Annotated in this window: 22 protein-coding genes and 1 pseudogene; 14 read left to right on the forward strand and 9 right to left on the reverse strand. The window is 69.5% G+C overall.

Going from position 1 to position 24,060, the window contains the following annotated elements; genetic code table 11:
• The first annotated feature begins 51 nt into the window (after nt 1-51).
• Nucleotides 52-1,236, forward strand: coding sequence for an ROK family transcriptional regulator (locus ABN611_RS21730; RefSeq protein WP_350274040.1), 1,185 nt, complete (start codon nt 52-54; stop codon nt 1,234-1,236).
• Here ABN611_RS21730 and ABN611_RS21735 read toward each other — a convergent pair.
• On the reverse strand, nt 1,233-2,447 hold the full coding sequence (locus tag ABN611_RS21735) for a family 16 glycosylhydrolase (protein WP_350274041.1): 1,215 nt from the start codon (nt 2,445-2,447) through the stop codon (nt 1,233-1,235). The two genes, ABN611_RS21730 and ABN611_RS21735, sit on opposite strands and share 4 nt — an antisense overlap.
• A gap of 234 nt (nt 2,448-2,681) precedes the next feature.
• On the opposite strand from ABN611_RS21735, the gene ABN611_RS21740 reads away from it, so the two are divergent.
• From ABN611_RS21740 to ABN611_RS21760, 5 genes are all read left to right on the forward strand, one after another.
• Nucleotides 2,682-4,559: a ricin-type beta-trefoil lectin domain protein gene (locus ABN611_RS21740; protein ID WP_350274042.1), complete on the forward strand. Its 1,878-nt coding sequence runs from the start codon at nt 2,682-2,684 to the stop codon at nt 4,557-4,559.
• Nucleotides 4,556-5,926 (forward strand): lectin, encoded by a 1,371-nt coding sequence (locus tag ABN611_RS21745; RefSeq protein ID WP_350274043.1) that lies wholly within the window; start codon nt 4,556-4,558, stop codon nt 5,924-5,926. Before ABN611_RS21740 ends, ABN611_RS21745 begins: the two co-directional genes overlap by 4 nt.
• A 42-nt stretch (nt 5,927-5,968) precedes the next feature.
• The gene (locus ABN611_RS21750; RefSeq protein WP_350274044.1) at nt 5,969-6,784 is read left to right on the forward strand and encodes a MerR family transcriptional regulator; all 816 of its coding nucleotides are present in this window, start codon (nt 5,969-5,971) and stop codon (nt 6,782-6,784) included.
• 3 nt (nt 6,785-6,787) lie between these two features.
• Nucleotides 6,788-7,141 carry a VOC family protein gene (locus ABN611_RS21755; protein WP_350274045.1) on the forward strand — a complete coding sequence of 118 codons (354 nt, stop codon included), beginning with the start codon at nt 6,788-6,790 and terminating at the stop codon, nt 7,139-7,141.
• Nucleotides 7,142-7,244: 103 nt separating this feature from the next.
• Complete coding sequence (locus tag ABN611_RS21760) at nt 7,245-7,868, forward strand: hypothetical protein (protein WP_350274046.1); 624 nt, start codon at nt 7,245-7,247, stop codon at nt 7,866-7,868.
• 7 nt (nt 7,869-7,875) lie between these two features.
• Here ABN611_RS21760 and ABN611_RS21765 read toward each other — a convergent pair whose 3' ends face one another.
• Entirely contained in the window at nt 7,876-8,445 is a 570-nt protein-coding gene (locus ABN611_RS21765) for a TetR family transcriptional regulator (RefSeq protein WP_350274047.1), read from the reverse strand.
• Between the two features lie 33 nt (nt 8,446-8,478).
• Between ABN611_RS21765 and ABN611_RS21770 the strand changes: the two genes are divergently transcribed.
• The gene (locus ABN611_RS21770) at nt 8,479-9,222 is read left to right on the forward strand and encodes an SDR family oxidoreductase (protein ID WP_350274048.1); all 744 of its coding nucleotides are present in this window, start codon (nt 8,479-8,481) and stop codon (nt 9,220-9,222) included.
• Between the two features lie 14 nt (nt 9,223-9,236).
• On the opposite strand, the gene ABN611_RS21775 is transcribed toward ABN611_RS21770, so the two are convergent.
• The 3 genes from ABN611_RS21775 to ABN611_RS21785 form a co-directional block, all read right to left on the reverse strand.
• The gene (locus tag ABN611_RS21775; RefSeq protein ID WP_350274049.1) at nt 9,237-9,971 is read right to left on the reverse strand and encodes a 6-phosphogluconolactonase; all 735 of its coding nucleotides are present in this window, start codon (nt 9,969-9,971) and stop codon (nt 9,237-9,239) included.
• 61 nt (nt 9,972-10,032) lie between these two features.
• The gene (locus tag ABN611_RS21780) at nt 10,033-10,692 is read right to left on the reverse strand and encodes a response regulator transcription factor (protein WP_350274050.1); all 660 of its coding nucleotides are present in this window, start codon (nt 10,690-10,692) and stop codon (nt 10,033-10,035) included.
• Nucleotides 10,683-11,867 (reverse strand): histidine kinase, encoded by a 1,185-nt coding sequence (locus tag ABN611_RS21785; protein WP_350274051.1) that lies wholly within the window; start codon nt 11,865-11,867, stop codon nt 10,683-10,685. Before ABN611_RS21785 ends, ABN611_RS21780 begins: the two co-directional genes overlap by 10 nt.
• Before the next feature lie 131 nt (nt 11,868-11,998).
• Here ABN611_RS21785 and ABN611_RS21790 point away from each other — a divergent pair, with 131 nt between their 5' ends.
• Genes ABN611_RS21790 through ABN611_RS21800 form a run of 3 tightly spaced genes read left to right on the forward strand, consistent with a single transcriptional unit; the run spans nt 11,999 to nt 14,350 of the window.
• Nucleotides 11,999-12,700 (forward strand): DedA family protein, encoded by a 702-nt coding sequence (locus ABN611_RS21790; RefSeq protein WP_350274052.1) that lies wholly within the window; start codon nt 11,999-12,001, stop codon nt 12,698-12,700.
• A 60-nt stretch (nt 12,701-12,760) separates the two neighbouring features.
• Nucleotides 12,761-13,375, forward strand: a complete 615-nt coding sequence (locus ABN611_RS21795) for an NAD(P)H-dependent oxidoreductase (protein ID WP_350274053.1) — start codon at nt 12,761-12,763, stop codon at nt 13,373-13,375.
• 45 nt (nt 13,376-13,420) lie between these two features.
• Entirely contained in the window at nt 13,421-14,350 is a 930-nt protein-coding gene (locus tag ABN611_RS21800; protein WP_350274054.1) for a methyltransferase domain-containing protein, read from the forward strand.
• A gap of 159 nt (nt 14,351-14,509) precedes the next feature.
• Here ABN611_RS21800 and ABN611_RS21805 read toward each other — a convergent pair.
• From ABN611_RS21805 to ABN611_RS21820, 4 genes and pseudogenes are all read right to left on the reverse strand, one after another.
• Nucleotides 14,510-15,151, reverse strand: a pseudogene (locus tag ABN611_RS21805) (aminoglycoside phosphotransferase family protein); the annotation flags it as partial.
• Nucleotides 15,152-15,161: 10 nt separating this feature from the next.
• The gene (locus ABN611_RS21810) at nt 15,162-17,633 is read right to left on the reverse strand and encodes an FtsX-like permease family protein (protein WP_350274055.1); all 2,472 of its coding nucleotides are present in this window, start codon (nt 17,631-17,633) and stop codon (nt 15,162-15,164) included.
• Nucleotides 17,630-18,415 (reverse strand): ABC transporter ATP-binding protein, encoded by a 786-nt coding sequence (locus tag ABN611_RS21815; RefSeq protein ID WP_350274056.1) that lies wholly within the window; start codon nt 18,413-18,415, stop codon nt 17,630-17,632. The genes ABN611_RS21810 and ABN611_RS21815 overlap by 4 nt, the downstream gene beginning before the upstream one ends.
• 74 nt (nt 18,416-18,489) lie before the next feature.
• Nucleotides 18,490-19,086, reverse strand: coding sequence for a TetR/AcrR family transcriptional regulator (locus ABN611_RS21820; RefSeq protein ID WP_350274057.1), 597 nt, complete (start codon nt 19,084-19,086; stop codon nt 18,490-18,492).
• A 111-nt stretch (nt 19,087-19,197) separates the two neighbouring features.
• Here ABN611_RS21820 and ABN611_RS21825 point away from each other — a divergent pair, with 111 nt between their 5' ends.
• The 4 genes from ABN611_RS21825 (at nt 19,198) to ABN611_RS21840 (ending at nt 23,563) form a co-directional block, all read left to right on the forward strand.
• On the forward strand, nt 19,198-20,199 hold the full coding sequence (locus ABN611_RS21825) for an ABC transporter permease (RefSeq protein ID WP_350274058.1): 1,002 nt from the start codon (nt 19,198-19,200) through the stop codon (nt 20,197-20,199).
• A gap of 190 nt (nt 20,200-20,389) precedes the next feature.
• Complete coding sequence (locus ABN611_RS21830) at nt 20,390-21,787, forward strand: extracellular solute-binding protein (RefSeq protein ID WP_350274059.1); 1,398 nt, start codon at nt 20,390-20,392, stop codon at nt 21,785-21,787.
• A 28-nt stretch (nt 21,788-21,815) separates the two neighbouring features.
• A complete protein-coding gene (locus tag ABN611_RS21835; RefSeq protein ID WP_350274060.1) occupies nt 21,816-22,739 on the forward strand; it encodes a sugar ABC transporter permease in 924 nt (307 codons plus the stop codon).
• The gene (locus tag ABN611_RS21840; RefSeq protein ID WP_350274061.1) at nt 22,736-23,563 is read left to right on the forward strand and encodes a carbohydrate ABC transporter permease; all 828 of its coding nucleotides are present in this window, start codon (nt 22,736-22,738) and stop codon (nt 23,561-23,563) included. Before ABN611_RS21835 ends, ABN611_RS21840 begins: the two co-directional genes overlap by 4 nt.
• Nucleotides 23,564-24,060 lie beyond the last annotated feature (497 nt).

Here is a 24,060-nt window from a genome sequence, read left to right on the forward strand (position 1 = left end):
GCGAGCGGCCCGCCCGGGGCCGGGCAGCCTGACGCCAGGGTGAGGTCGAGGATGGAAGTACGCCGGACGACGGTGCGCGACATGCGCCGGTCCAACCGCTCGGTGATCCTCACCTGCATCTACCGCGAGGGACCGCTGAGCCGCCAGGAGCTGACCGTCCGGACCTCGCTGAGCGCCGCGAGCGTGAGCAACCTGGTCGCCGAGCTGATCGCCGAGGGGGTCGTCGAGGAGGCCGGCTCGGTCGAGTCCGAGGGCGGCCGGCCGCGCGTCCTGTTGCGGGTGGCGCAGGAGTTCCGGTACGTCGCCGGCGCCGAGGTCGGGGAGACCCGGGTCCGGGTCGAGCTCTTCGACCTGGCAATGAACGTGCTCGCCCGCGCGGACCATCCGATCAGCTCGCCGACGCCCGCGGAGGTCGTGAAGCACGTCCTGGAAGGGCTTTCGAGCGTGGTCGCCGCGTCGGGCGTGCGGACGGAGCGGATCCTCGGCCTCGGGGTCGCGGTCTCGGGGGTGGTCGAGGACAACGCGGTCGTGGATGCCCAGACGCTCGGCTGGGACGCCGTACCGCTCGCGGCGATGCTTGCCGAGGGCACCGAGATTCCGGTGCACGTGGACAACGGCGCGAACATGCTCGGGCAGGCGGAGATGTGGTTCGGCGCCGGGCGGGGTGCGACCGACGCGGTGGTCGCGCTGGTCGGCTCAGGTGTCGGTTCCGCCTTGGTGGCGGGCGGATCCAGCTACCGCGGCGCGCGCAGCAGTGCGGGCGAGTGGGGCCACATGACGATCGAGTACGGCGGCCGGCGGTGCCGCTGCGGCGCGCTCGGCTGCCTGGAGGCGTACGTCGGCGCGGAAGGCGTCCTGGACCGGTACCGGCTCGCCGGCGGGTCCGCCGACGGTGACGAGGAGGCCGCCTTCGTCGAGGTGCTCGAGGCGGCGTCGAGTGGCGTCGAGCCGGCCGCGACCGTGGTCAGCGACACGATCGGCTACCTGGCCGCGGGATTCGCGAACCTGGTGAACCTCGTCAACCCCGAGCGGATCGTGCTCGGCGGCTGGGCGGGGCTGTTGCTGGGGGAGCAGTACCTGGACGAACTCCGCGCCGAGGTGGGCAAGCACGCGCTGCGGCGGCCGTACGAGCAAGTGTCGATCGTGCTGTGCGAACTGGGCCGCGACGCCGTAGCACTCGGCGCCGCGACCCTCCCCGTAGTACGCCTGCTTCGTGACGGTGGCGCAGTACGTTAGACGATCCACTTCTGGTTGGCTGCTCCCGTGCAGGTCCAGGTCTGCAGTGGGGTGGCGTTGGCGGAATTGTTGCCGGTGACATCGAGGCACTTGTTGGCCTGTGGGTTCACCAGGTCCCGGCCGGAGCTGTAGACCCATTGCTGCGCGCCGGATCCGTTGCAGGTCCAGAGCTGGACCTTGGCGCCGTCGGCGAGCGAGCCGGCGTTCACGTCGAGACACTTGCCGAGGGCCCGGATCGTGCCGTCACCGGGGCGGGACCACTTCTGCGCGTTGGTCCCGTTGCAGTCGTAGAGCTGGACCGGCGTACCGTCGGCCGTGTTCGCGGCAGCGACGTCCATGCACTTCCCTGCCAGGCCGGTGATCTGGGATCCGCCCGAGCTGCTGCCGAGGGTGGAGACCCGGACGTAGTCGACGGTCATCGTCTGCGGCAGCTGCGTGGTTCCGTCGGGATAGCCGGGCCAGTAGCCGCCGACTGCGACGTTCATGATCATGAAGAACGGGTGGTTGAAGACCCACGTCTTGCCGCCCAGGTCGGCCGGCGTACGGCGCTGGTACTGCACGCCGTCGACGTACCAGGTGATCGAGTCCGGGGCCCAGTCGACCGCGAACGTGTGGAAGTCGTCGGCGAACGACCAGCCGTTCGGATGGTTGTACGCGGCACCGATCCCGCCGGCGCCGGAGTACCCCGGACCGTGGATCGTGCCGTGCACGGTCGCGGGCTCCTTGCCGACGTTCTCCATGATGTCGATCTCGCCGTCGTTCGGCCAGTTGCCGCCGCCGAGCATCCAGAACGCGGGCCAGATCCCTTGCCCGCGGGGGATCTTGATGCGGGCCTCGAACCGGCCGTAGGTCTGGGTGAAGGTCTGCGCGGTGAGCAGCCGGGCCGACGTGTACTGGCACGGGCCGTAGTGGCACTGGAAGCCGCCGGACTCGCGCCGGGCGGTGATCACCAGGTTGCCGTTGCCGTCGAGCGCGGAGTTGCGGGTGCTGTTGGTGTAGTACTGCATCTCGTTGTTGCCCCAGCCGCTGCCGCCGATGTCGTACCGCCACTTGGCGGGGTCGGGGGCCTGGCCGGCCGGGCCGTCGAAGTTGTCTTCCCAGATCGTCGCGGCGGCGGCCTGTTGCTGGGCCGAGGCGGGCGGTTGGAGAAGGGCGGTGCCGACGAGCGCGGCACCGATCGCGAGCAGTGCGAGCATGCGGGGACGCTTCATGAGTACCTCATTTCGGGGGCGTCTGAATGAGGGCGTGAATGGGCGGCAGCGTGCCGTGAGAACGCTCCCACGTCAAGGCCGAGACTAAATAAAAGATCTGAAAAAAGTCTCGCTTCCGACGTTGACACTGTTGGGCACGGATGGTTACCTCGTGCTGACCAGCTGTTGCGGCGCGGGCAGACGCCGACAACTCGAACCGCCCCATCCTCCTTGAAAACAAGGGAGAACCGCCCCATGCCCGCGAAACGGCTTGTGCCGGCCGCGGTCGCCGCGCTCTGCGTGGCAGCCGCCGGTCTCGGCTTCGGAACCGCCCCGCCCGCTGTCGGCTCGACGACCGCGGGCGAGCAGGTCAACATCTGGCTGACCACCACCAACGACTCGGCCGGCCGCAACGTCACCCGCGGTCTGCAGCAGCAGACGCCGGTGAACTTCGGTCCGGCCGGCGGTACGGCGAACCAGACGATCACGGTCAACGAGAACACGACGTACCAGTCCTTCGAGGGCGGCGGCGCGTCGTTCGCCGACAGCTCCGCCTGGTTGCTGAACAGCAGCAACGTGATCTCGGCCGCGACCCGCGACCAGGTGATGAAGGACCTGTTCGACCCGGTCGAGGGAATCGGCCTCGCGTTCGTCCGGAACCCGATGGGCGCCTCCGACCTCGCCCGGTTCAACTACTCCTTCGACGACACCTGCTGCGACCTGAACGACTTCAGCATCCGGCACGACCTGACCGACGTCGTTCCGCTCACCAAGCAGGCCCGGCAGCTGAACCCCGCTCTGAAGGTGATGGGTTCGCCGTGGAGCGCGCCGGCCTGGATGAAGGACAACAACGACTTCGTCCACCGCGGCTGGCTGAAGTGGGAGCACTACCCGACGTACGCCCAGTACTTCGTCAAGTACATCCAGCAGAACGCTGCCCAGGGCAACAAGATCGACTACGTCACGGTACAGAACGAACCGACCTGCTGCGGCTCCGACAGCACCGGCTACGCCTCGATGAACTGGAACGGGTCGGGCTTGCTCGAGTTCACCAAGAACCACCTGCTGCCGGCCTTCCGCGCGGCCGGGATCACCACGAAGGTGATGGTCCTCGACTACAACTGGGGCAACTACAACGATCTCGGCTCGGTGCCGCTCGCGGACGCCGCGCTGCGGAACGACCCGCTGTTCGGCGGCATCGCCTGGCACGGGTACGGCGGTGACGTGAGCCTGCAGACGCAGGTGCACAACCAGTACCCGGCCGTGAACCACTACATGACCGAGCACTCGGGCGGCACCTGGATCGCCAACCAGCAGGTCGAGGACATGAACAACCTGATCGACTACACCCGCAACTGGGACAAGTCGTGGGTCAAGTGGGGTATGGCGCTCGACGAGAACCACCTGCCGTACGTCGGCGCCGGCTGCAACGTCTGCACCGGGCTCGTCACCGTGCACCGCAACGACAGCCAGCGCGGTCAGGTCACGAAGACCGTCGAGTACTACACGATGGGCCACCTGACGAAGTTCGTGAAGCCGGGCGCGCTGCGGATCGACTCGACCGCGAACAACTCGGTGAAGAACGTGGCCTGGAAGAACCCGGACGGGTCCAAGGCGCTGATCGCCTTCAACACCACCGGAAGCTCGCAGTCGGTGCGGGTGAACTGGGGTTCGCAGTCGTTCGTCTACACGCTCCCGACCAAGACGTCGGCGACCTTCACCTGGTCCGGTACGCAGAGCGGTGACGGTGGTGGCGGCGGGCAGATCACCGGCCTGGCCGGCAAGTGCATGGACGTCGCCGGCGCGAGCAGCGCGGACGGCACCGCGGTCCAGCTGTACGACTGCAACGGTACGACGGCCCAGCAGTGGTCCCGCCCTGGTGACGGCACGATCCGTGCGCTCGGCAAATGCCTCGACGTGTCCGGCGGATCCGTCGCGAACGGCGCTCGCGTGCAGCTGTGGACGTGTAACGGCAGCGGCGCCCAGCAATGGACGTACACGAGTGGGAGAGATCTGGTGAATCCACAGGCGAACAAGTGTCTCGACGTCACGAACAACACCTCCGCCAACGGCACGCCGCTGCAGATCTGGTCGTGCACAGGCGCCGCCAACCAGAAGTGGACCGTGTCATGAGGCGGCTCGGTGCGGTGGTCGCCGCGTTGGTGCTGGGCGGCGGCCTGCTGATCACGGCCGGCCCCGCGCAGGCCGCCACCGGTACTGTCACCGGCCTGGCCGGGAAGTGCATGGACGTCGCCGGGGCGAACAGCGCGGACGGTACGACGGTGCAGCTGTACGACTGCAACGGCACCAACGCGCAGCAGTGGGCCCGCTCGAGCGACGGCACGTTGCGGGCGTTGGGCAAGTGTCTGGACGTGTCCGGCGGTTCCGTCTCGAACGGTGCGCGGGTGCAGCTGTGGACGTGCAACGGCAGTGGCGCGCAGAAGTGGACGTACACGTCCGGCCGCGACCTGGTGAACCCACAAGCGAACAAGTGCCTCGATGTCACCGGCAACAACTCCGCGAACGGTACGCCGCTGCAGTTGTGGAGCTGCACCGGTGCCGCCAACCAGAAGTGGAACGTACCGGCCGCGGACGACGGCCCGCCGCCGACGGGTGGTGCACCGATGGCCGCGGCGCCGTACCTGTATCAAGGCTGGGGTGACCCGCCGAACCCGGCGACGGTGATGAACGCGACCGGGGTGAAGTGGTTCACGATGGCGTTCATCCTGTCCAACGGGTACTGCAACCCGATGTGGGACGGGCAGCGGCCGCTGACCGGCGGCGTCGACCAGCAGGCGATCAACGCGATCCGGGAGAACGGCGGCGACGTCGTGGTGTCGGTCGGCGGGTGGTCCGGGAACAAGCTGGGCGAGAGCTGCGGATCGGCGGGTGAGCTCGCGGCGGCGTACCAGAAGGTGATCAACGCGTTGTCGCTGAAGGCGTTCGACGTGGACATCGAGGCGAGCGAGTTCAGCAACGCGACCGTCCGGCAGCGGGTGATCGACGCGCTGAAGATCGTGGAGCAGAACAACCCGGGGATCGCGACGTACCTGACCTTCGGGACGACGACCTCCGGGCCGGACGGGAACGGCCAGGACCTGATCCGCCGCGGTGCGGCCTCTGGGCTGAACCTGGACGGCTGGGTGATCATGCCGTTCGACTTCGGCGGCGGGTCGACGAACATGGGCACGCTGACCCGGCAGGCGGCCGACGGCCTGAAGAACCAGGTGAAGGCGGCGTACGGCCTGACCGACGACGCGGCGTACCGCAAGATCGGCATCTCCTCGATGAACGGGCTCACGGACGTGGCCGGCGAGCGCGTCAACCTGTCGGACTTCGAGTCGATGCTCGCCTACGCCTCCCAGCACCACCTGGCCCGCTTCACCTTCTGGTCGGTGAACCGCGACCGCCCCTGCACCGGCGGCGCGGCCGACAGTTGCTCCGGGGTTCCCCAGCAGGCCTGGGACTACACCAAGGTCATCGGGCGGTACCGGGGGTAGGGGTTTGACCCTCCGGTTACCGGAGGGTGGAAGCTTGGGGACATGACGGCGACGGTGACGGTGGGGGAGTTCTCCCGCTTGACACATCTGAGTGTGAAAACCCTCCACCACTACCACGAGATCGGCCTGCTCGCGCCGGTCTCGGTGGACGCGTCGTCGGGCTACCGGCGGTACGGGACCGACCAGGTCGACACCGCCTTGCTGATCCGCCGCCTGCGGCTGCTGCGGATGCCGTTGGCGGACGTCCGGGCCGTGGTCGAGGCCTCCGACGGCCCGGCCCGGGAGGAGACGCTGCGCGCACACCTCGAACGGATGGAGCGGGAGCTCGCCCAGACCCGCGAGGTCGTCACCTCGCTGCGCGAACTCCTGACCCCGGGCCGGCCGGTGATCGACGTGCAGTACCGGTTCATCCCGCCGTTCCGGGCGTACGGCGTCTCTGGCCACGTCGCCCGTGACGACATCGGCCCGTGGTGCGGTTACGCGTTCGGCAAGCTGAACACCGTCGGCGCGGGCATCCACGCCACCGCCGGAGCGACGTACAGCGACGAGTTCTTCACCGAGGACGCCGGCCGGGTGGTCGCGTTCCTGCCGGTCGCGCCGGACCAGGCGCCGGCCGACGGGGTCGAACTCGTCGACCTGCCCGGCGGCTACTTCGCCGTCGCCGTCCACGCCGGCCCGATGACCGACTTCGACTGCACGTACGGCGCCCTCGGCAGCCACGTCGCGGAGTACTGCGAGGTCGCTCCCGGGCCGATCCGCGAGCTGTACCCGATCGGCCCGGGAGACGTTCCCGATCCGGCCGACTACCTCACCGAGGTCTGCTGGCCGATCCAGCGGATCCCTGTCCTGAAAGGCTGAACCATGGCTGTATCGCTCGAGAGCGTCGTCTTCGACTGCGCCGACGCCCAGACCCTCGCGACGTTCTGGGCCGGCGTGCTGTCGTCCGAGGTCGACGCTGACGGCAACCAGTACTTCGCGACCGTGAACCGGACCGCGCCGGGCACGACGCTGATGTTCATCCAGGTCCCCGAGCCGCGCACGGGCAAGAACCGGCTGCACGTCGACCTGGCCGCCACCGAGTGGGCCGCCGAGATCGACCGGCTGGTCGGGCTGGGCGCGAAGCGCGTCGACGAGCACGACGAGTACGGCACGCACTGGATCACCCTCGCCGACCCCGAGGGCAACGTCTTCGACGTGGCCGAGCACAAGGGCTGAGGACGGCCGTTTCCGGGGATTGCCAGGCAACCGTTCGGGGAGGAGGGTGAGAAGTGTCCGGCGGCGCCGCCGGGGCGCTGCCCCTAGCGTAAGGGGGTGGATCGTGTACGCGCGTTCCACCACGATCAATGCCGCGCCGGTGTCGGTCGACGCCGGTATCGCGCAGGTGCGCGACGAGGTGATGCCGAGGATCCTGGAGATGGACGGCTGCATCGGCCTGTCGATGATCGTCGACCGGGACTCCGGCCGCTGTATCGCCACCAGCGCCTGGCAGTCGGAGGAGGCGATGCGCGCCTCCGACGAAGAGCTCCGGCCGGTCCGGGACCGGATCGCGGAAACGATGGGCGGCGGGAACCCGTCCGTGCAGGAGTGGGAGATCGCCGTCCTGCACCGTGACCACCGATCGGTCGCCGGTGCGTGCGTCCGGGCGACCTGGGTGAAGGTCGATCCAGGGACCATGGAGCGGGCGATCGACGTCTACAAGATGGCGTCGCTGCCGCGGCTCGAGGACCTGGCCGGGTTCTGCAGTGCGAGCCTGCTGGTCGACCGCGCCTCCGGCAAGGCGGTGTCGTCGGTGACCTACGACAGCATGGAGGCGATGGACAGCAGCCGCGAGGCGGCCGCGTCGATGCGGGCGGCGACCTCGAAGGATGCCGGCGCGGAGGTCCTGGACGTCGGTGAGTTCGAGCTCGTCATCGCGCATTTACGAGTCCCTGAGCTCACCTGATCGATCCTCAGGGGGCGTGACCGAAGGCGGCCGTGAACGCTTCCCGGAAGAGGTCCACGAGGTCGGCCTCGCCGTCGGCGGCGGCCCAGCGGAGCAAGGCGGTGTGAGTGACCCCGAGTACGGCGCTCGCGGCAGCGCGGGCGCCGTACTCGAGGCTGGGGTCGTCGGCGCAGATCGCGTTGACGAACGCCTCCTGGAGGCGGAACTGGCTGTCGAGGTGCCGCGCCTGCAGGGCGGGCGTCGCGATCATCAGGCGGAGTCGCGCGAGCAGTAGCTCGTGTTCGTTCGCGGCCGCCAGTTCGAGGATGGCCAGCGTGGTGCGGCCGATGCGGTCGGTGAGTGAGCCGGTCGCGGGCAGCGCCGTGAGCGTGCTCGCGGTCAGCTGCTCGAAGTCGTCGTACAGGACCAGGTCTTCCTTGGTGGGGAAGTTCCGGTAGACGGTCATCGCCGAGACCCCGGCGGCGTCGGCCACGTCGTTGACCGTGGTGGCGTCGTACCCGCGGTCGGTGAACAGGCGGAGCGCCTGGCGCTGGATGCGGTGCCGGGTGTCGGCCCGCTGGCGGTCGCGCAAGCTCATGTGGTAGATACTAACAACATGATAGTTTCTAACATGAACGACAGGGTCGCGCTCGTGACCGGGGCGTCGCGGGGCATCGGCCGGGCGATCGCGGAGCGGCTGGCCGCGGCGGGTGCCGAGGTGGCGGTGCATTACCACCGGGACAAGGCGGGGGCCGAGGAGACGCTGGCGCGGATCGGCGGGCGCGGGTTCGTGGTCGGCGCCGAGCTCGGGGTGCCCGGGGACGTCGACGCGGTGCTGGAGCAGGTGACGGCCGGGCTGGCGGGGCGCCGGCTGGACGTGCTCGTGAACAACGCGGCCGCGTCGCCTGCGGGGCCGATCGGCACGGACTCGGAGGCGGCCTTCGACCGGTTGATGGCCGTGAACGTGCGGGCGCCGTACTTCCTGATCCAGCGGCTGCTGCCGGTGCTGGCCGACGACGGGCGGATCGTGTCGATCACGTCGGTCGCGACCCGGATGGCGAACCCGGCGCAGACCTCGTTCGCGATGACCAAGGGCGCGCTGGAGACGATGACGCGGACGCTCGCGCAGGAGCTCGGCGCGCGCGGTATCACCGTGAACGCCGTCGCGCCCGGCGCGACCCGGACCGAGGCGAACGGCGAGATCTTCGAGGCGCCCGGGTTGACGGAGCTGATCGTCGCGCACACCGCGCTCGGCCGGCTCGGCAGTGGTGAGGACGTCGCCGAGGTGGTCGCGTTCCTGGCGTCACCGGCGGCGCGGTGGATCACCGGACAGGTCGTCGACGCGTCCGGCGGCCTGCACCTCGGGGTCGGCTAGGGCTTCAGGGTCGGCTAGGGCGTTGACTCGGTGTCCAGAAAGAGTTGTACGGCGGGGTGGGTGCGGAGCGCCGTACCGGGGTGGTCGGGGCCGATCGGTTGCGTGAGGGTGTCCTGGACCGCCTGGCGCTTGACCGCTCCGGGAACCGAGCCGATCAGCGCGTGCGCGTTCAGCAGCCGGGGGATGGTCACCGTGACCGCGTGCGTCGGGACCTCGGCCAGCGTGGGGAAGTTGCCCTCGTCGACCTGCTGGCGGCGGCTGGTCTCGTCCAGGGCGACGAGCCGCGCGGCCTGCGGGTCGCCGAAGTCCGCGGGCGGGTCGTTGAACGCGAGGTGGCCGTTGACGCCGAGGCCGAACAGGACCAGGTCGAACGGCTCGTCACCCATCAGCGCCGCGTAGGCGTCCGGGCCGTCCTCCGGTACGAGCGGGTGGAACGTGGCCTGCGGCACCTGGTCGAGGAAGGTGCGGCGCAACCAGCTTCGGAACGCCTGCGGCGCGTCCGGCGCGAGACCGACGTACTCGTCCATGTGGAAGCACTCGACCTTGCTCCAGTCGACGTCGGGTTCGGCGGCGAGTGCGGTCAGCGTCGCGGTCTGGCTCGGCGCCGCGGCCAGCATGATCCGCGCCCGTCCGCTGTGCGCGATCGCCTGCCGGATCGTCGCGGCGGCCAGGCCGCCCGCGACCCGGCCCAGGTCCGTCCGGTCCTGGCAGACCCTGACCTGAGGAGCGTGCTCGGCCGCGACTGTCATCCAACCCTCCAAGGGTGCGTCCACTGGGTCGCCCAAGACTTTCACACGTTCGCGGGACCGGTCAGGTGCTGAGGTAGGTGACGACGGCGCGGATCCGGCGGTTCAAGCCGGGCGAGTGCGAGAGGCCGAGCTTGTCGAAGATCGAGTTGGCGTGCTTCTCGACGGCGCTCGGGCTGATGAACAGCCGGCCGGCGATGCTGCTGTTGTTGTGGCCCTCGGCCATGGCGGCCAGGACCTCGCGCTCGCGACCGGTGAGCTTCTCCAGCGGGTCGGTGTGCGTGGTGCGGGACAGCAGTTGGCGGACGACCTCGGGGTCGAGCGCGACACCGCCGGAGCCGACCCGGTCGAGCGCGTCGAGGAACTCCTCGACCCGCATCACCCGGTCCTTGAGCAGGTACCCGACGCGCTCCTGGCCGGACGTGATCAGCTCGCCGGCGTACGACTTCTCGACGTACTGCGACAGCACGAGCACGCCGACCGCCGGCCAGGTCTCGCGGATCGTGAGCGCGGCGCGCAGGCCCTCGTCGGTGTGCGTCGGCGGCATCCGTACGTCGACACACACGACGTCGGGCAACGCACCGGCCGCGTCCGCGGTGCGTACCGCGGTGACGAGCGCGTCGCCGTCGCCGACCGCGTCGAGGACCTCATGGCCCTCCTCGACGAGCAACCGGACCAGGCCCTCGCGCAACAGGGTCGAGTCTTCGGCCAGGATCACGCGCATGGGAACTCCGCCTGGATGGTGGTCGGGCCGCCGGGTGGGCTGGACACGGTCAGCTTGCCGTCGTTGGCGACGACGCGGCCGGCCAGACCGGTGAGACCGCGGCCGGTGACGTCGGCGCCGCCCTTGCCGTCGTCGGTCACGGTGACGAGGAGGCCTGGTGGCTGCGAGGTCGTGGGTGTGAGTGTGATGTCGATCTTGTTCGCCCCGGAGTGTTTGACGGCGTTGGTCAGCGCCTCGGAGATGACGAAGTACGCCGCGGTCTCGACACCGGCGGGTGGCCGGGCGGGCAGGTCGTAGTGCAGTCGGACGGGGATGCCGGATCGCTCCGTGAGGGCGGCCAGCACTTCCTCCAGGCCCAGCTTGTCGAGCGCGGTCGGGTAGACGCGCCAGGCGACGTCCCGGAGATCGGCCAGCGCCAGCTCGGACTCCTCGTGGGCCTGGCGCACCAGGTCTCCCGCGAGGACCGGGTCCTGGGCGCGACGGGCACGACTGAGCAGCAGTCCGAGCGCGACCAGACGCTGCTGGAGGCCGTCGTGCAGGTCGCGCTCGATCCGGCGGCGTTCCTCGTTGACGACCTCGACGACCTCGGCCCGGCTCACGGTCAGCTCGGAGATCCGGCGGGTCAGCGCCTCCTCCACGGACGGGGTGAGGTGCCGGCGCGCCAGCTTGGTGTCGAGGTCCACGACGCCGGCCAGGCCCATCACATTGATGTAGAGCAGCAGCGCGCCGGGGACCGCCGCCACCGCCATGGTCTCGGTGGAGACCCGGTCGGCGCTCTCGATGTAGCCCCAGGAGCCGTCGAACAGCCACGCGCTGACCATCGTCCCCGCCACCGCCAGCCCGTAGAGCAGGAGCAGCACGACCAGGCCGCCGAGCGCGCCGATCGGCCAGCGGCGGAGCAGGTACGCCCACGCGGCGCGGTCGTCGTACGGACCGAGGTCGCGGATGCCGTGGAACCGGTCGAGTCGCCACACCTCGACCGCCGACAGTTGCCGTGCGCAACGATGAACGAGGTGCTCGACACGCGCGCGGGTGCGCGGCGTCACACCGGCCGCGACCAGCGCGAGCGCGCCGGAAACGACCGCCAGCAACTCGAACGGGGCCAGCAGTGCGCCGGCCGTCAGCCCGGCCAGGCCCGCCGCGCCGCGCCGTACCGGACCAGGTCGTTGCCGCATGCTCGCAAGCGTAGCGGGCACCGGAGGAGGAGAAACTGCGGTTTTCCTCAGGTCTGTACTGTGGAAAACCGTTCGGAAGACGGCGGTCGGCCGCAGTGTGCCGGTGGCTCCGCGGACCTAGCGTCGTCGCCATGTTGACGACGACGAATCTGGGGACGATGACCGCAGCGCAAGCGACGCAGGAGCCGACCGGCGGGGTGGCCGGCTGGGCGATCGAGCTGATGGAGCGGCTCGGCGCGCCCGGCGCGGGACTGGCGGTCGCGTTGGAGAACTTGTTCCCCCCGCTGCCGAGCGAGGTGATCCTGCCGCTGGCCGGATTCGCTGCCAGCCGCGGCGACCTCGGGCTGCTCAGCGCAATCGTGTTCACCACGCTGGGGTCGGTCGTCGGCGCGCTCGCGTTGTACGGCGTCGGCGCGGTGCTCGGCCGGGACCGGACCCGGGCGCTCGCGGAGAAGCTGCCGCTGGTCAAGCTGCGCGACGTCGACAAGGCCGAGAGCTGGTTCGCGCGGCACGGTCCGAAGGCGGTGCTGATCGGCCGGCTGGTGCCGGTGGTGCGGAGCCTGATCTCGGTGCCGGCCGGGGTCGAGCGGATGCGGGTCGCGGTGTTCCTGCCGCTGACCGCGATCGGGAGCCTGGGGTGGAACTCGTTGCTGATCACCGCCGGCCACCAGCTCGGCGAGCGCTGGCATCTGGTGGAGTCGTCGGTCGGCGTGTTCCAGAAGCTCGTGATCGTCGCGGCGGTGCTGGCCGTGGTGGCGTTCGTCGTGGTGAAGGTCCGCGCGCGTTCGGATACTGGTTCGGATACTGGTTCGAATACTGAGAAAGTCCAGTAGCGGGCTCGACTTTGACTACGCTCGAGGGAGTTGCTTCCGAGCGTTCAGGAGTTGGGTCAGATGCCGTCAGCCGGGTTGGAGTCGCAGGTCGTGCCGGAGCCGCCGGCCTGGCCGCAGTCCGTGGTCACCGTGGTGGGCAATCCGCGGGCCGGTTCGCGGACAGCGGCCGCCGCGGCGTCCGTCGCCGAATTGCTCGCGTCCGAGCTCGGCACGCCGTACCGGATCGACGAGCTGATCGACCTGGTGACGTTCGCGCCGGCGATCTTCCAGGGCAATCAGGCGAGTGCCGAGGCGCGCGCGGCGCTGGAGAGTGCGGTCGACCTGGTGTCGTCGGCATCGGTGATCGTGCTCGCGACCCCGGTCTACAAGGGCAGCTACACGGGCCTGCTGAAGAGCTTCCTCGACGTACTGCGACCCTCGGCGCTGGCGGGTGCAGTGGTAGTGCCCGTCACGGTCTCCGCCGCCCCGAGCCACAAACTCCTCGCCGACCAGCACCTCCGCCCGGTCCTCGCCGAACTCGGCGCCAGCGCCCCGGTCCCCGGCGTCATCCTGGAGGAGACCGACCTGGAAGACCTCCAGGTCGTCCTCTCCCCCTGGGTCCGCACCAACGCCCCGATCATCCAGGCCACCACCATCGCCCTCCAACCAATCGCCGAACCCACCCCCGCGCGCTAGCACAAATCCCGCGCGAGCAGGCCGGGTGGCGCCTATCGTCGGCCCATGGGAGATCGCGAGCGGATCGAGCGGAACCGATCTGCCTGGGACCTGCGCGCCGCGGCACATCTGTGGTCCGAGTTCTACGACATCGACGGGTTCAGGGCGGGCCGGAGCTCGCTGCGGTCGTTCGAACTCGAGACACTCGGCGACGTGCGCGGTCAACGGTTGCTGCACCTGATGTGCGACTTCGGGCTGGACACCTTGTCGTGGGCGAGGTTGGGCGCCGAAGTCACCGGCGTGGACTTCTCCGGCGAGGCGATCGCGGCTGCCCGCGCCTTGGCCGCTGAGGCCGGGTTGGCTGCGCGGTTCGTACAGGCGGATGTGTACGACGCGGCGGACGTGCTGGAACCGGCGTCGTACGACGTGGTGGTCGCGACGTACGGCGTGCTGGTCTGGCTGCCGTCGCTGGACGAGTTCGCCCGGGTGATCGCGCGGTTGCTGCGACCGGGCGGTGTCGTGTTCCTCGCCGACTTCCATCCGATGCAGTCGATGGTGGACGAGGACCTCCGGGTGCGTACGTCGTACTTCCGGAGCGGCGCCGTCGATCGCGAGGTGACGGTGAGCTACACCGGTCAGGTGTTACCGGAGCATGGACAGAGCACGTGGCCATGGACCGTCGGTGGACTGGTGAACGCGCTGGCCGGCGCCGGGCTGCGGATCGAGCAGTTGCACGAACTGCCGGTGGACCTGCGTCAGCGAAGTGCGGCGATGGTCCAGGGCACCGACGGTCTGTGGCGGCTGCCGGGCGATCCGGTGCCGTTGCTGCTGACGTGTCGCGCCGTGCGGGACCGGTCAGCCGTCCAGGCGTGGGCCGAGGTGAAGCGCCTCGAAACGGTTGGACAGGTCGTCGATCCAGGCGGTCGGGGTTCGGTGGTCGGGGAGCGGGACGTTGGCTTCGCTGCGCCAGAGGGCGTCGCCGAGCATGGTGCGTAGGTGCCAGGCCATGATGCGGTCAGGCGACAAGCGGTGGCCGGTCAGGTCTTCGTAGTGGCGCAGCGTCGCTTGGAGCAGGTCGACGCCTGGTCCGGTGCCGGGGAAGCAGCGTAGGTCGTACTCCGGTTCGGCGGTCCCGGCGGTTTCGAAGTCGACCACCACGCGGAGGTCGTTGCCTGCCCAGACCTGGTTGCCGCCGTGGAGATCGCCGTGGGCCAGCACGGTCGGTGCCGGCGCGGCGAGGACCGCGTCGGCCCAGTCGCACCAGCGCAGTACGGACTCCACCTGATCCGGCCGGATCCAGCGGCCGAACCGCTCCCGGATCGTCGCGGTCGTCGCGGGCGGCAGCAGCACCGGCTGAAGCCCACCCGTCAGGCGTTCGACCCGCGCGACGGTTGCCGGATCGTGCAGCGTGGCCAGGAAACCGGCCAGTTGCCGGCCCGCCTCCTCTCGGTCGATGGAGTCCACCACTTCGAAGAGCGTCGTACCCGGAACTCGCCTCGTCACCAGCAGCACCGGGTCGAGGCTGCCGGCGACCACCTCCGGAAGGAACGGGACGCCGGGTTCAGCGGCCAGCGCCGCCAAGACCTGGATCTCGTGGGCCACTCGCAACGCCGCGGGTCGGGACCACGCGAACTTCACGACGTAGCTGTCGCCGAGCATCGCGCTCGCGGCCTGCCACTCCGGATCGTCGTCCCCGATCGACTCCCGGACGACGATCTCGTGCGTGCCCAGCTCCGGAGCGACGAGCCGCAGCGCGTCGGCGATCGCCGCTCCGGAGCATTCGTTCAGCCACCTCATCACCCACAACCTAGTCGTTGTGCGTCGGTTGGGTGGGGGAGTGGCGGAGAGCCGTGGTGGCCGGGATCAGGGTCGAGCCGAAGGTGAGGAGGGCGGCGGCGCCGACGACGACCAGGTAGATCCAGATCGGGCCGGTCGGCAGCGCGTCGTCGGACACCTTCGCGGCGAAGGGGAGCAGGCACGCCATCGCCACGGCGGTCCCCAGCGTGACGCCGGTGAGTGTGACGAGGGTGCTTTCCGTGGCGAGCATCCGCAGTACCTGAAAGCGCGTGGAACCCGTGAGACGCTGCAGCGCGAACTCGCGGCGGCGGCGCAGCGTCGTCGACACCAGCGTGTTGACGACCGAGACCGCGGTGTACGCGATCAGCATGCCGACGAGCATGTAGTTGATCCACGCCTGCGTCTGCAGGTCCTCGACGTTCGAGGCGACCAGCGTGTCGCGGTCCGCGACCTGGACCCCTGGATGGGTTGCCGCGAGCTTCGTCAGCGCTGGTCGTACGTCGGCACCCGGCTCGGCGCGGACCAGGATCTGCTTCGTCAACCCGTCTGTGGTGTGCGCGGCCACCAGCGCCGCCGGCAGGATGATCGACTCGTACCCGCGCTCCGCGGCGAACGTCGCGATCACCCGCAGCTTTACCGGCGTCCCGTCGCCCAGCGTCATCGCGATCTCGGACCCGAGCCCGCGCCCGGTCTTCCGCGCCATGTACTCCGGGATCGCGGCCGTCGACCCGGTCAGCCCGGCGAGCGACCCGCCGGTCAGCCGCACCGGCGCCGTACCGTCCGCGCCCTGCGCGTCGACACCGACCACCGGTGCGCCCTCCTCGTCGAACGGCGCCTTCACCGGGTCGTCGACCGCGGCCATGCTCCGCACGTACGCCGACGCGCTCGCGACCCCGGGCACGACCTTGACCTCGTCGAGCAGCCGCTGCGACAACCCGGCGTCCGACACCAGTACGGCGTCCGCTCGCAAGTCTCGGGTGAACGCCTCCGAGGACGCGTGCACCTGCGTGGTCTGCATGTAGAGGTTGGCGGTCGAGATGCCGACGGCAAGCATCACCGGCATCGCGGCGGACGACAGGACCACCGAGCGTGCGGACAGGTTGCGGATCGCCAGCCGCCCGTTCACCCGGGTCAGCGCCTGAACCGGCCACCGCCAGAACCCGAGCACCAGCTTGGTCCAGAACGGTCCGAGCAGCGCGACCCCGATCGCCCAGCACAGGATCGACGGGCCCGCGGTCGACGCGGCCAATGGACCGCTCATCACGGTCGCGGTGACGATCAACAACGCCATACCACCGCCGAGGAAGAGCAGGCCGAAGAGCAACCGGATCCAGCTGAACCACTTGCGCTGCAGCGACGCCTCCATCAGCGCCTCGACCGGCCGGATCTTCGCCGACCGCCGCGCCGCGATCAGCGCCGCACCGATCGCCGCGAGCACCGCCGCGCCGGCCCCGGCCGCGAACGGGATCCAGCCCTGCGCGAACTCGATCACCGGCGACGCGACCCCGTGCGACCCGAGCTGGTCGAACAGGAACCGGCCCAGCAGTGTGCCCGGCAGAATCCCGAGCACGACGGCCGGCAGCGACACCAGCATCGCCTCGCCGAGGATCATCCGCCGGACCTGGCCGGGCGTTGTACCGATGCCGCGGAGCAACGCGAACTCGCGCTCCCGGTGCTGCGCGGCGAGCGCCAGCGTCGACGCCACCACGAACATCATCGTCATCGTCGCGATCCCGCCGAACGACCCGGCGATCGCGATCAGCGCCGTACGCCGGGATTCGGCTTCCGGATGCTCCGCGAGGCCGCGGTCGACGCCGGCGCGGACGGTGAGGTTGCCGTCGAGTGCGTCCAGCCGGTCCTTCACCGCGTCCAGATCGGTGCCGGGAGCAACTTGTACGCCGACCGCGGCGAAGCGGTCGGGATTGCGGACCAGGGTCGTCGTGTCGCGGTCCGAGAAGAACGCGTGACCGGCTGCCGCCGGGGCGAGGCCGCTGATCGTGAAGGTCTTCGGCTCGCCGTTGATCAGCAGGGTCAGCTGCTCACCTACGGTGCCGGACGAGACCACCACCTCGCCGGATCGCGGGGCGCGCCCGGTGCTGAGCTGGTAGGGCGCGAGGGCGGCGGTGGACCAGTTGTGGCCCTCGGCAACCGCCGGCTGCTGTGCGACGGCAGTGAAGCTGTAGTCGCCGACAGCGGACGAAACGCCTTCTACAGCGCGGATCTTGGCCAGCGCCTCGACTGGTACGCCGACGCGCTCCGACAGGGGAGTGGCGTCCTCGACGCCGGGTCGGTGGTGCGACTGGTTGCCGGTCACGACCAGGGAGGTCGCGGCCAGGCGCTGCGGCTGCACGTTCGACCGGATGCCGGTCTCCATCAGCCCGCCGCACGCCATCACGATCGCCGTACCGAAGACCACCGCGATGAAGGTTGCGATGAAGCCGCTCTTGCGATGCCGCAAGGTGCGGACGGCGAGACGCATCATCCCGCCACCGCCTGCAGGTTCGAGCGAGCGCCCAGGTGCGTCATCCGGTCGGCGACGGCCTCGGCGGTCGGTGCGGTCAGGCTGCCCGCGAGTGAGCCGTCGGCGAGGAAGACCACCTGGTCGGCGTACGACGCGGCGACCGGGTCGTGGGTCACCATCACGACGGTCTGGCCCTGCGTCCGCACCGGCTCGCGCAGCAGTTCGAGGACGTCGGCAGCCGTCTGGGTGTCGAGTGCGCCGGTCGGCTCGTCGGCGAAGATCACGGCCGGCCGGGCGACCAGCGCGCGGGCGATCGCGACGCGCTGCTGCTGACCGCCGGACAGCTCGCTGGGGCGGTGCTTGTGCCGGTCGCCGAGGCCGACGCGCTCCAGGACCTGCCGTACGGCGGCCTTGTTCGGGCGGCGGCCGTCCAGCTCCTGCGGCAGGCAGACGTTCTGCCAGACGGTCAGCGCCGGCAGCAGGTTGAAGGACTGGAAGACGAACCCGATGCGCTCGCGGCGCAGCTCGGTCAGCCTGCGCTCGTTCAGCCCGGCCAGCGGCTGGCCGTCGATGTACACGCTGCCCGACGTCGGCCGGTCGAGGCCCGCGGCGCAGTGCAGGAAGGTGCTCTTCCCGGAGCCGGACGGGCCCATCACCGCGGTGAAGGTGCCGGGGGCGAACTTCATCGAGATCCCGTCGAGGGCCGTGACGGCGTTGCCGCCGCGGCCGTAGACCCGTCGTACGTCTTGCAGGACGACCGAGTACCCGGTCCCGTCGACAGCTTCCTGCGCTCGTTTCTTCATGCCGTCGACGCTACGGGCGTACGGCGTACCGGCCGATGGTGCTGGGCCGTCAGGACAGGTGGGTGAAACCCCACCTAGTAGCGGTAGAGCGCCCGCAGACCCTCGACGTAGCTGTCCGGCGTGACGTCGCCGATCAGCAGGCGCTGGAGGATGAACCCGGGCAGGGTCCCGAACATCACCTGGGCGACGTGCTTCGGGTCGGCGTCCGGATCGACGGTGCCGTCGGCCTGCGCCCGGCGGACGACGGCTTCGAAGTGGCCGCGCAGCCGGGTGTACTTGTCGACCGCGGTCGCCATCACGCCCGGGTTGCGCAACGCCTCGGCCCAGGCCTGGACGCCGACCCGGGTGACGTCGCCGCCGGGGCGTTCCGCGATCAGGACGACGTGCTCGAGGGCTGTCTGCAGCGCGGCCAGGGGAGTGAGCGGGCCCTCCGTGGACAGGATCTGCTCGAAGAGCTCGTCGACGGAGCTGAGCGCGTCCTCGGCGATCGCGCCGACGATCTCCTCCTTGCTCCTGAAGTACCCGTAGACGGCGCCGGCGGAGAGCCCGGACTCGCGGATCACGTCGGCCATCGTCGTCTTGTGGAAGCCCTCCTCGATGACGCACTTGCGGGCCGCCGCGACGATCTGGGCGCGGCGGGCCAGGCGGTGTTCCTCGGTGACCTTGGGCACGCCCGCAACCTAAAACGAATGTCCGTTCTTGACAAGTCGGCGACCTGCTCGCCACGCTGGTGTCGATAAAGAACGATCATTCGGTTTTAATGCTCGAGGGAGTGCGGAACCATGACCACTGAGGCGCACGCGGCCGACCGTCGCCGGCCGCCCCTGATCGCCGTCATCACGCTGCTGACCGCGGTCCTCACGGTGTTGCTGATCGCGTTCGCCTGGCCGGCCGCCCGTTCCGAACCACGGGACCTGCCGATCGCCGTCTCCGGCCCGGCGCCCGCGGTCCAGCAGGTGACGGCGAGGCTCGACCAGGCGATGCCGGGCGGCTTCGAGATCACCGCCGTACCGGACCGGCAGGCGGCCGTGCAGCGCATCCAGGACCGCGACGCGTATGGCGCGATCGTGCTCGACGCGGCGCAACCCGAGATCGTCACCGCGTCCGCCGGCGGGCCGTCGGTCGCGCAGGTCCTGACGCAACTGGCCGGCCGGATGTCGCCGGAGGCCCCGGCGAAGGTCACCGACGTCGTCCCGCTGCCGCAGGACGATCCGCGCGGTGCCGGCCTCGCCGCTGGGGCGTTGCCGCTCGTACTCGGCGGGATTCTCGCCGCCGGTGCCCTGACCCAGCTGGTGCGCTCCGGGACCAAGCGGATGATCGGCGCGCTGACCTTCGCCGTCACCGGCGGGCTGGCGCTGGCCGCCGTACTGCAGTACTGGCTCGGCTCGTTCGAGGGCAGCTACCTCGGCAACTCGGGCGTGATCGCGCTGTCGATCGCCGCCATCAGCCTCACGTTGCTCGGGCTGGAGTGGTTGCTCGGTACGGCGGGGCTCGCAATCGGTGGCGCGGTGATGATGCTGCTCGGCAATCCGCTGTCCGGAATGACGAGCGCGCCCGAGATGCTGCCGAGCGGCTGGGGTGCTCTGGGGCAATTGTTGCCGCCGGGCGCTGCTGGTACCGCGTTGCGCTCGGTGAGCTTCTTCGACGGCGCCGGCGCTGCCGGGCCACTCGTCGTACTGGGCTGCTGGTTGCTCGCCGGGCTGGTCTTCTGCGGACTCGGGGCGCTCCGCGGCCGGGGACGCGCCGTACCGGCCCGTCAGGAGGCGCCGGCGGTTGCGGCCTGACAAAGTAGCGGTATGACAACGCGGTGACCGGATCGTTACGTTCGGGTCACCGCGTTATCGCGCTACTGGGGCGACAACGTTGTCTGTCAAGCATTGACTTCGCTCGGCCGAGGCTCCTACGGTCGCGGGAAAGCCCGCAGGGTTTGGGCCGTGGTACCGGGATGACAACGATTGCCCGAAGGTGGACCTGATGGTGACAAGGAAACGTTTCAAAGCTGTGGCCGCGCTGGGTGCGCTGCTGCTCGCGGTCTCGGCCTGCAGCCAGGGCTCGACGACCAAGCAGCCGGAGGCGGGCGGCTCGCAGAGCGCCGGCCCGGCGAACATCAAGATCGCGTACCAGCAGTGGGGCCCGGGCACGGTGATGAAGAACTTCCTCGCCGGTGTGAAGACGGAGTACGAGGCGGCGAACCCCGGCTCGAAGGTCGAGATCCTGCCGATCGTTGCCTCGGAGAACGACTACTACACCAAGCTGCAGCTGATGATGCGGTCGCCGAACACCGCACCGGACGTGGTCTACGAGGACACCTTCCTGATCAACTCCGACATCACCGCGGGGTACCTGAAGCCGCTCGACGACTACATCAAGGACTGGGACCAGTGGGGCCAGTTCGAGGAGACCGCGAAGGGCGCGGCCAAGGCGCTCGACGGCAAGACGTACGGCGTACCGGACGGCACCGACACCCGGGCGCTCTGGTACAACAAGGAGCTGTTCAAGAAGGCCGGACTGCCGGAGGACTGGCAGCCGAAGACCTGGGACGACGTGCTCAGCGCGGCCCGGACGATCAAGCAGAAGCTCCCCGGCGTCATCCCGATGAACGTGTACTCCGGCAAGCCGATGGGTGAGGCCTCCGCGATGCAGGGCTTCGAGATGCTGCTGTACGGCACGAAGGACTCGCTGTACAACCACGACCAGCAGAAGTGGGTCGTCGGCAGCCAGGGCTTCAAGGACTCGCTGAACTTCATCAAGACCATCTACACCGAGGGCCTCGGCCCGTCGCCGAAGCAGGCGCTCGACCCGAACATGGGCAGCAAGGTCGGCACCGAACTGCTGCCCGGCGGCAAGCTCGCGATCGCGCTCGACGGCTCGTGGATCTACAGCAACTGGCAGAAGACCGGCGCGAAGCCGTGGCCGCAGTGGACCACTGTGCTCGGCCAGACCGCGATGCCGACCCAGGACGGCGGCGGCAAGGGCAAGGTCAGCCTCTCCGGCGGCTGGACCTGGGCGATCCCGGCGAAGTCCAAGAACCCGGACGCGGCCTGGAACCTGATCAAGACCCTGCAGACGCAGAAGAACGCGACGAAGTACGCCACCGACGGCGCGCAGATCGCGGTCCGGAAGGACGTCGCGGAGGACCCCGGCTACAAGAACTCGGCGAAGAGCACGAAGTTCTTCACCGACCTGGTCTCGGTGACCGTGTACCGCCCGGCGTTCGCGGAGTACCCGAAGGTCTCCAACGAGATCATCACCGCGATGGAGGCGGTGATGACCGGACAGTCCACGCCGGACGAGGCCGCGAAGAACTACGACGAGGCCGTCGAAGGCATCGTCACCAAGGACAAGACGACGACCCAGAGCACCGGCCAGTAATCCCTGGCCCGGAAGGGAAATCTCCCCTGTGACGACGACTGTCGCGCCGACCACGGCCGCGCCCGCTGAACGCAGCGGCCGGCCGCGGGCGGCGAACTTCCTCCGGATGCTGCCGCTCTCGCCGGCCATCGGGCTGATGCTGGTCTTCCTGGCCGGCCCGATCATCTACTGCCTGTACGCCGCGTTCACGAACATGGCGCTCACCGGCACCGGCGCCGCGGACGTCAAGTTCGTCGGGCTGGACAACTTCCGCAAGGCGTTCGGCAGCGGCGCGTTCACGAACGCGATCTGGCTGACGCTGGTGTTCACGCTGATCTCCGCGATCATCGGCCAGAACACCCTCGGCCTCGGCCTCGCGCTGCTGATGCGGAAGTCCACGAAGCTGGTCCGCAACTTCGTCGGTACGTCGGTGATCGGCGCGTGGGTGCTGCCCGAGGTGGTCGCGGCGTACCTGCTGAGCGCCTTCTTCAACGACGAGGGCACGCTGAACGTGATGCTGCACGCGGTCGGCCTGCCCGGACAGGACTGGTTGTACGCGGCACCGATCATCGCGGTGTCGCTCGCCAACATCTGGCGCGGTACGGCGTTCTCGATGCTGGTGTACTCCGCGGCGCTGAGCGAGATTCCTAAAGAGATCGAGGAGTCCGCCGAGATGGACGGTGCGGGCGGCTGGCGGCGGCTGCTGTTCGTGACGCTGCCGATGATCACCCGCGCGATCATGACCAACCTGATGCTGATCACGCTGCAGACGCTGAGCGTGTTCGGCCTCATCTACGCGATGACCCGCGGCGGCCCCGGCACCAAGAGCCAGACGCTGCCGCTGTACATGTACGAGCAGGCGTTCAGCTTCTCCCAGATCGGCTACGGTACGGCGATCGCGCTGGTGATGCTGGCGATCGGCGCGGTCTTCTCGCTGATCTACCTGCGTGGACTCAACTCGGAGGCGGCGTGATTGCCCGGGACCGGCTGAGCAAGCTGGCGTCGAACCTGATCCTGCTCGCGATCGGCGTACTCTTCGTGCTCCCCTTGCTGTGGGTGCTGTTCGCGTCGATCAACCGGACCGCCGGTCTGCGGGTCGAGTTCCCGACGAATCCGACGCTCGGGAACTTCAAGGCGGTGCTGAACACCGACACGACGTACCGCCCGGTGCTCAACGGTATCGTGCTGTGCGGCGGCGCGGCGCTGCTGACGATGGTGTGCGCGGTGCTGGCGGCGTACCCGCTGTCCCGGTTCAAGACGCGCTTCAACCGGCCGTTCCTGCTGACGGTGCTGTTCTGTACGGGTCTGCCGATCACCGCGGTCATGGTCCCGGTCTACGGGCTCTTCGTCCAGCTGAACCTGGTCGACACGATCGGCGGCACGATTATGTTCATGGCGACGTCCGCGCTGCCCTTCGCGATCTGGCTCACGAAGACGTTCATGGACGGCGTACCGATCTCGTTGGAGGAAGCAGCCTGGGTCGACGGCGCCGGCAACATGCGCGCGTTGTGGGCCATCGTCCTGCCGCTGATGTGGCCCGGGATCGCGGTGGTGCTGATCTTCACCTTCATCGGCATGTGGGGCAACTTCTTCGTCCCCTTCATGCTGCTCCTCTCCCCGGAGCGACTCCCCGCCTCGGTCAGCATCTTCACCTTCTTCGGCCAGTACGGCGAACCGAACTACGGCCAACTGGCGGCGTACTCCCTCATCTACACCACCCCCGTCCTGCTCCTCTACCTCCTCCTCAGCCGCAAACTAGGCGGAGCCTTCGCCCTAGGCGGCGCCATCAAGGGCTAACCCCACCCGCCCCCCGCCCAAAGGCCACCGCTGCGCAGCGACTGCCCTTCGTCCACCTTCGGCGGCGTGCGCGGCAGGCGGCGAGTGGCGCAGGCCTGCGGCGCTGCTTGGTGTGTTGTCTGGGAAGGCGGACACCGCTGCGCGGCGGCTGTCCTTTGGCCGCCTTTCGGCGGCGTGCGCGGCAGGTAGTGCGTGGCGCAGGCCTGCGGCGCTGCTTCATGCCTCGCCTGGAAAGCGGACACCGCTGCGCGCCGGCTGCCTTTTGGCCGCCTCCGGCGGTGTGCGTGGCGGTTGATGACTGGTGGAGGTTGGCGGCGCTGCTTGGTGTGCTGTTTCGGGAAGTGGACTGCCCGGCTGCCTTCCGGCCGTCTCAGGCGGTATGCCGGGCTGGTGGTGAGTAGCGCAGCTCGCCCATGCCCAACCCCGACTCTCCTGTAGCTCAACCTGCGGATCGCTTGCTCGCTCGCTTCTCGCCTACGCTTGGCCGACCCCGCGGG

This window comes from Kribbella sp. HUAS MG21 (assembly GCF_040254265.1).
In the GTDB taxonomy this organism is placed as follows: Bacteria; Actinomycetota; Actinomycetes; order Propionibacteriales; family Kribbellaceae; genus Kribbella.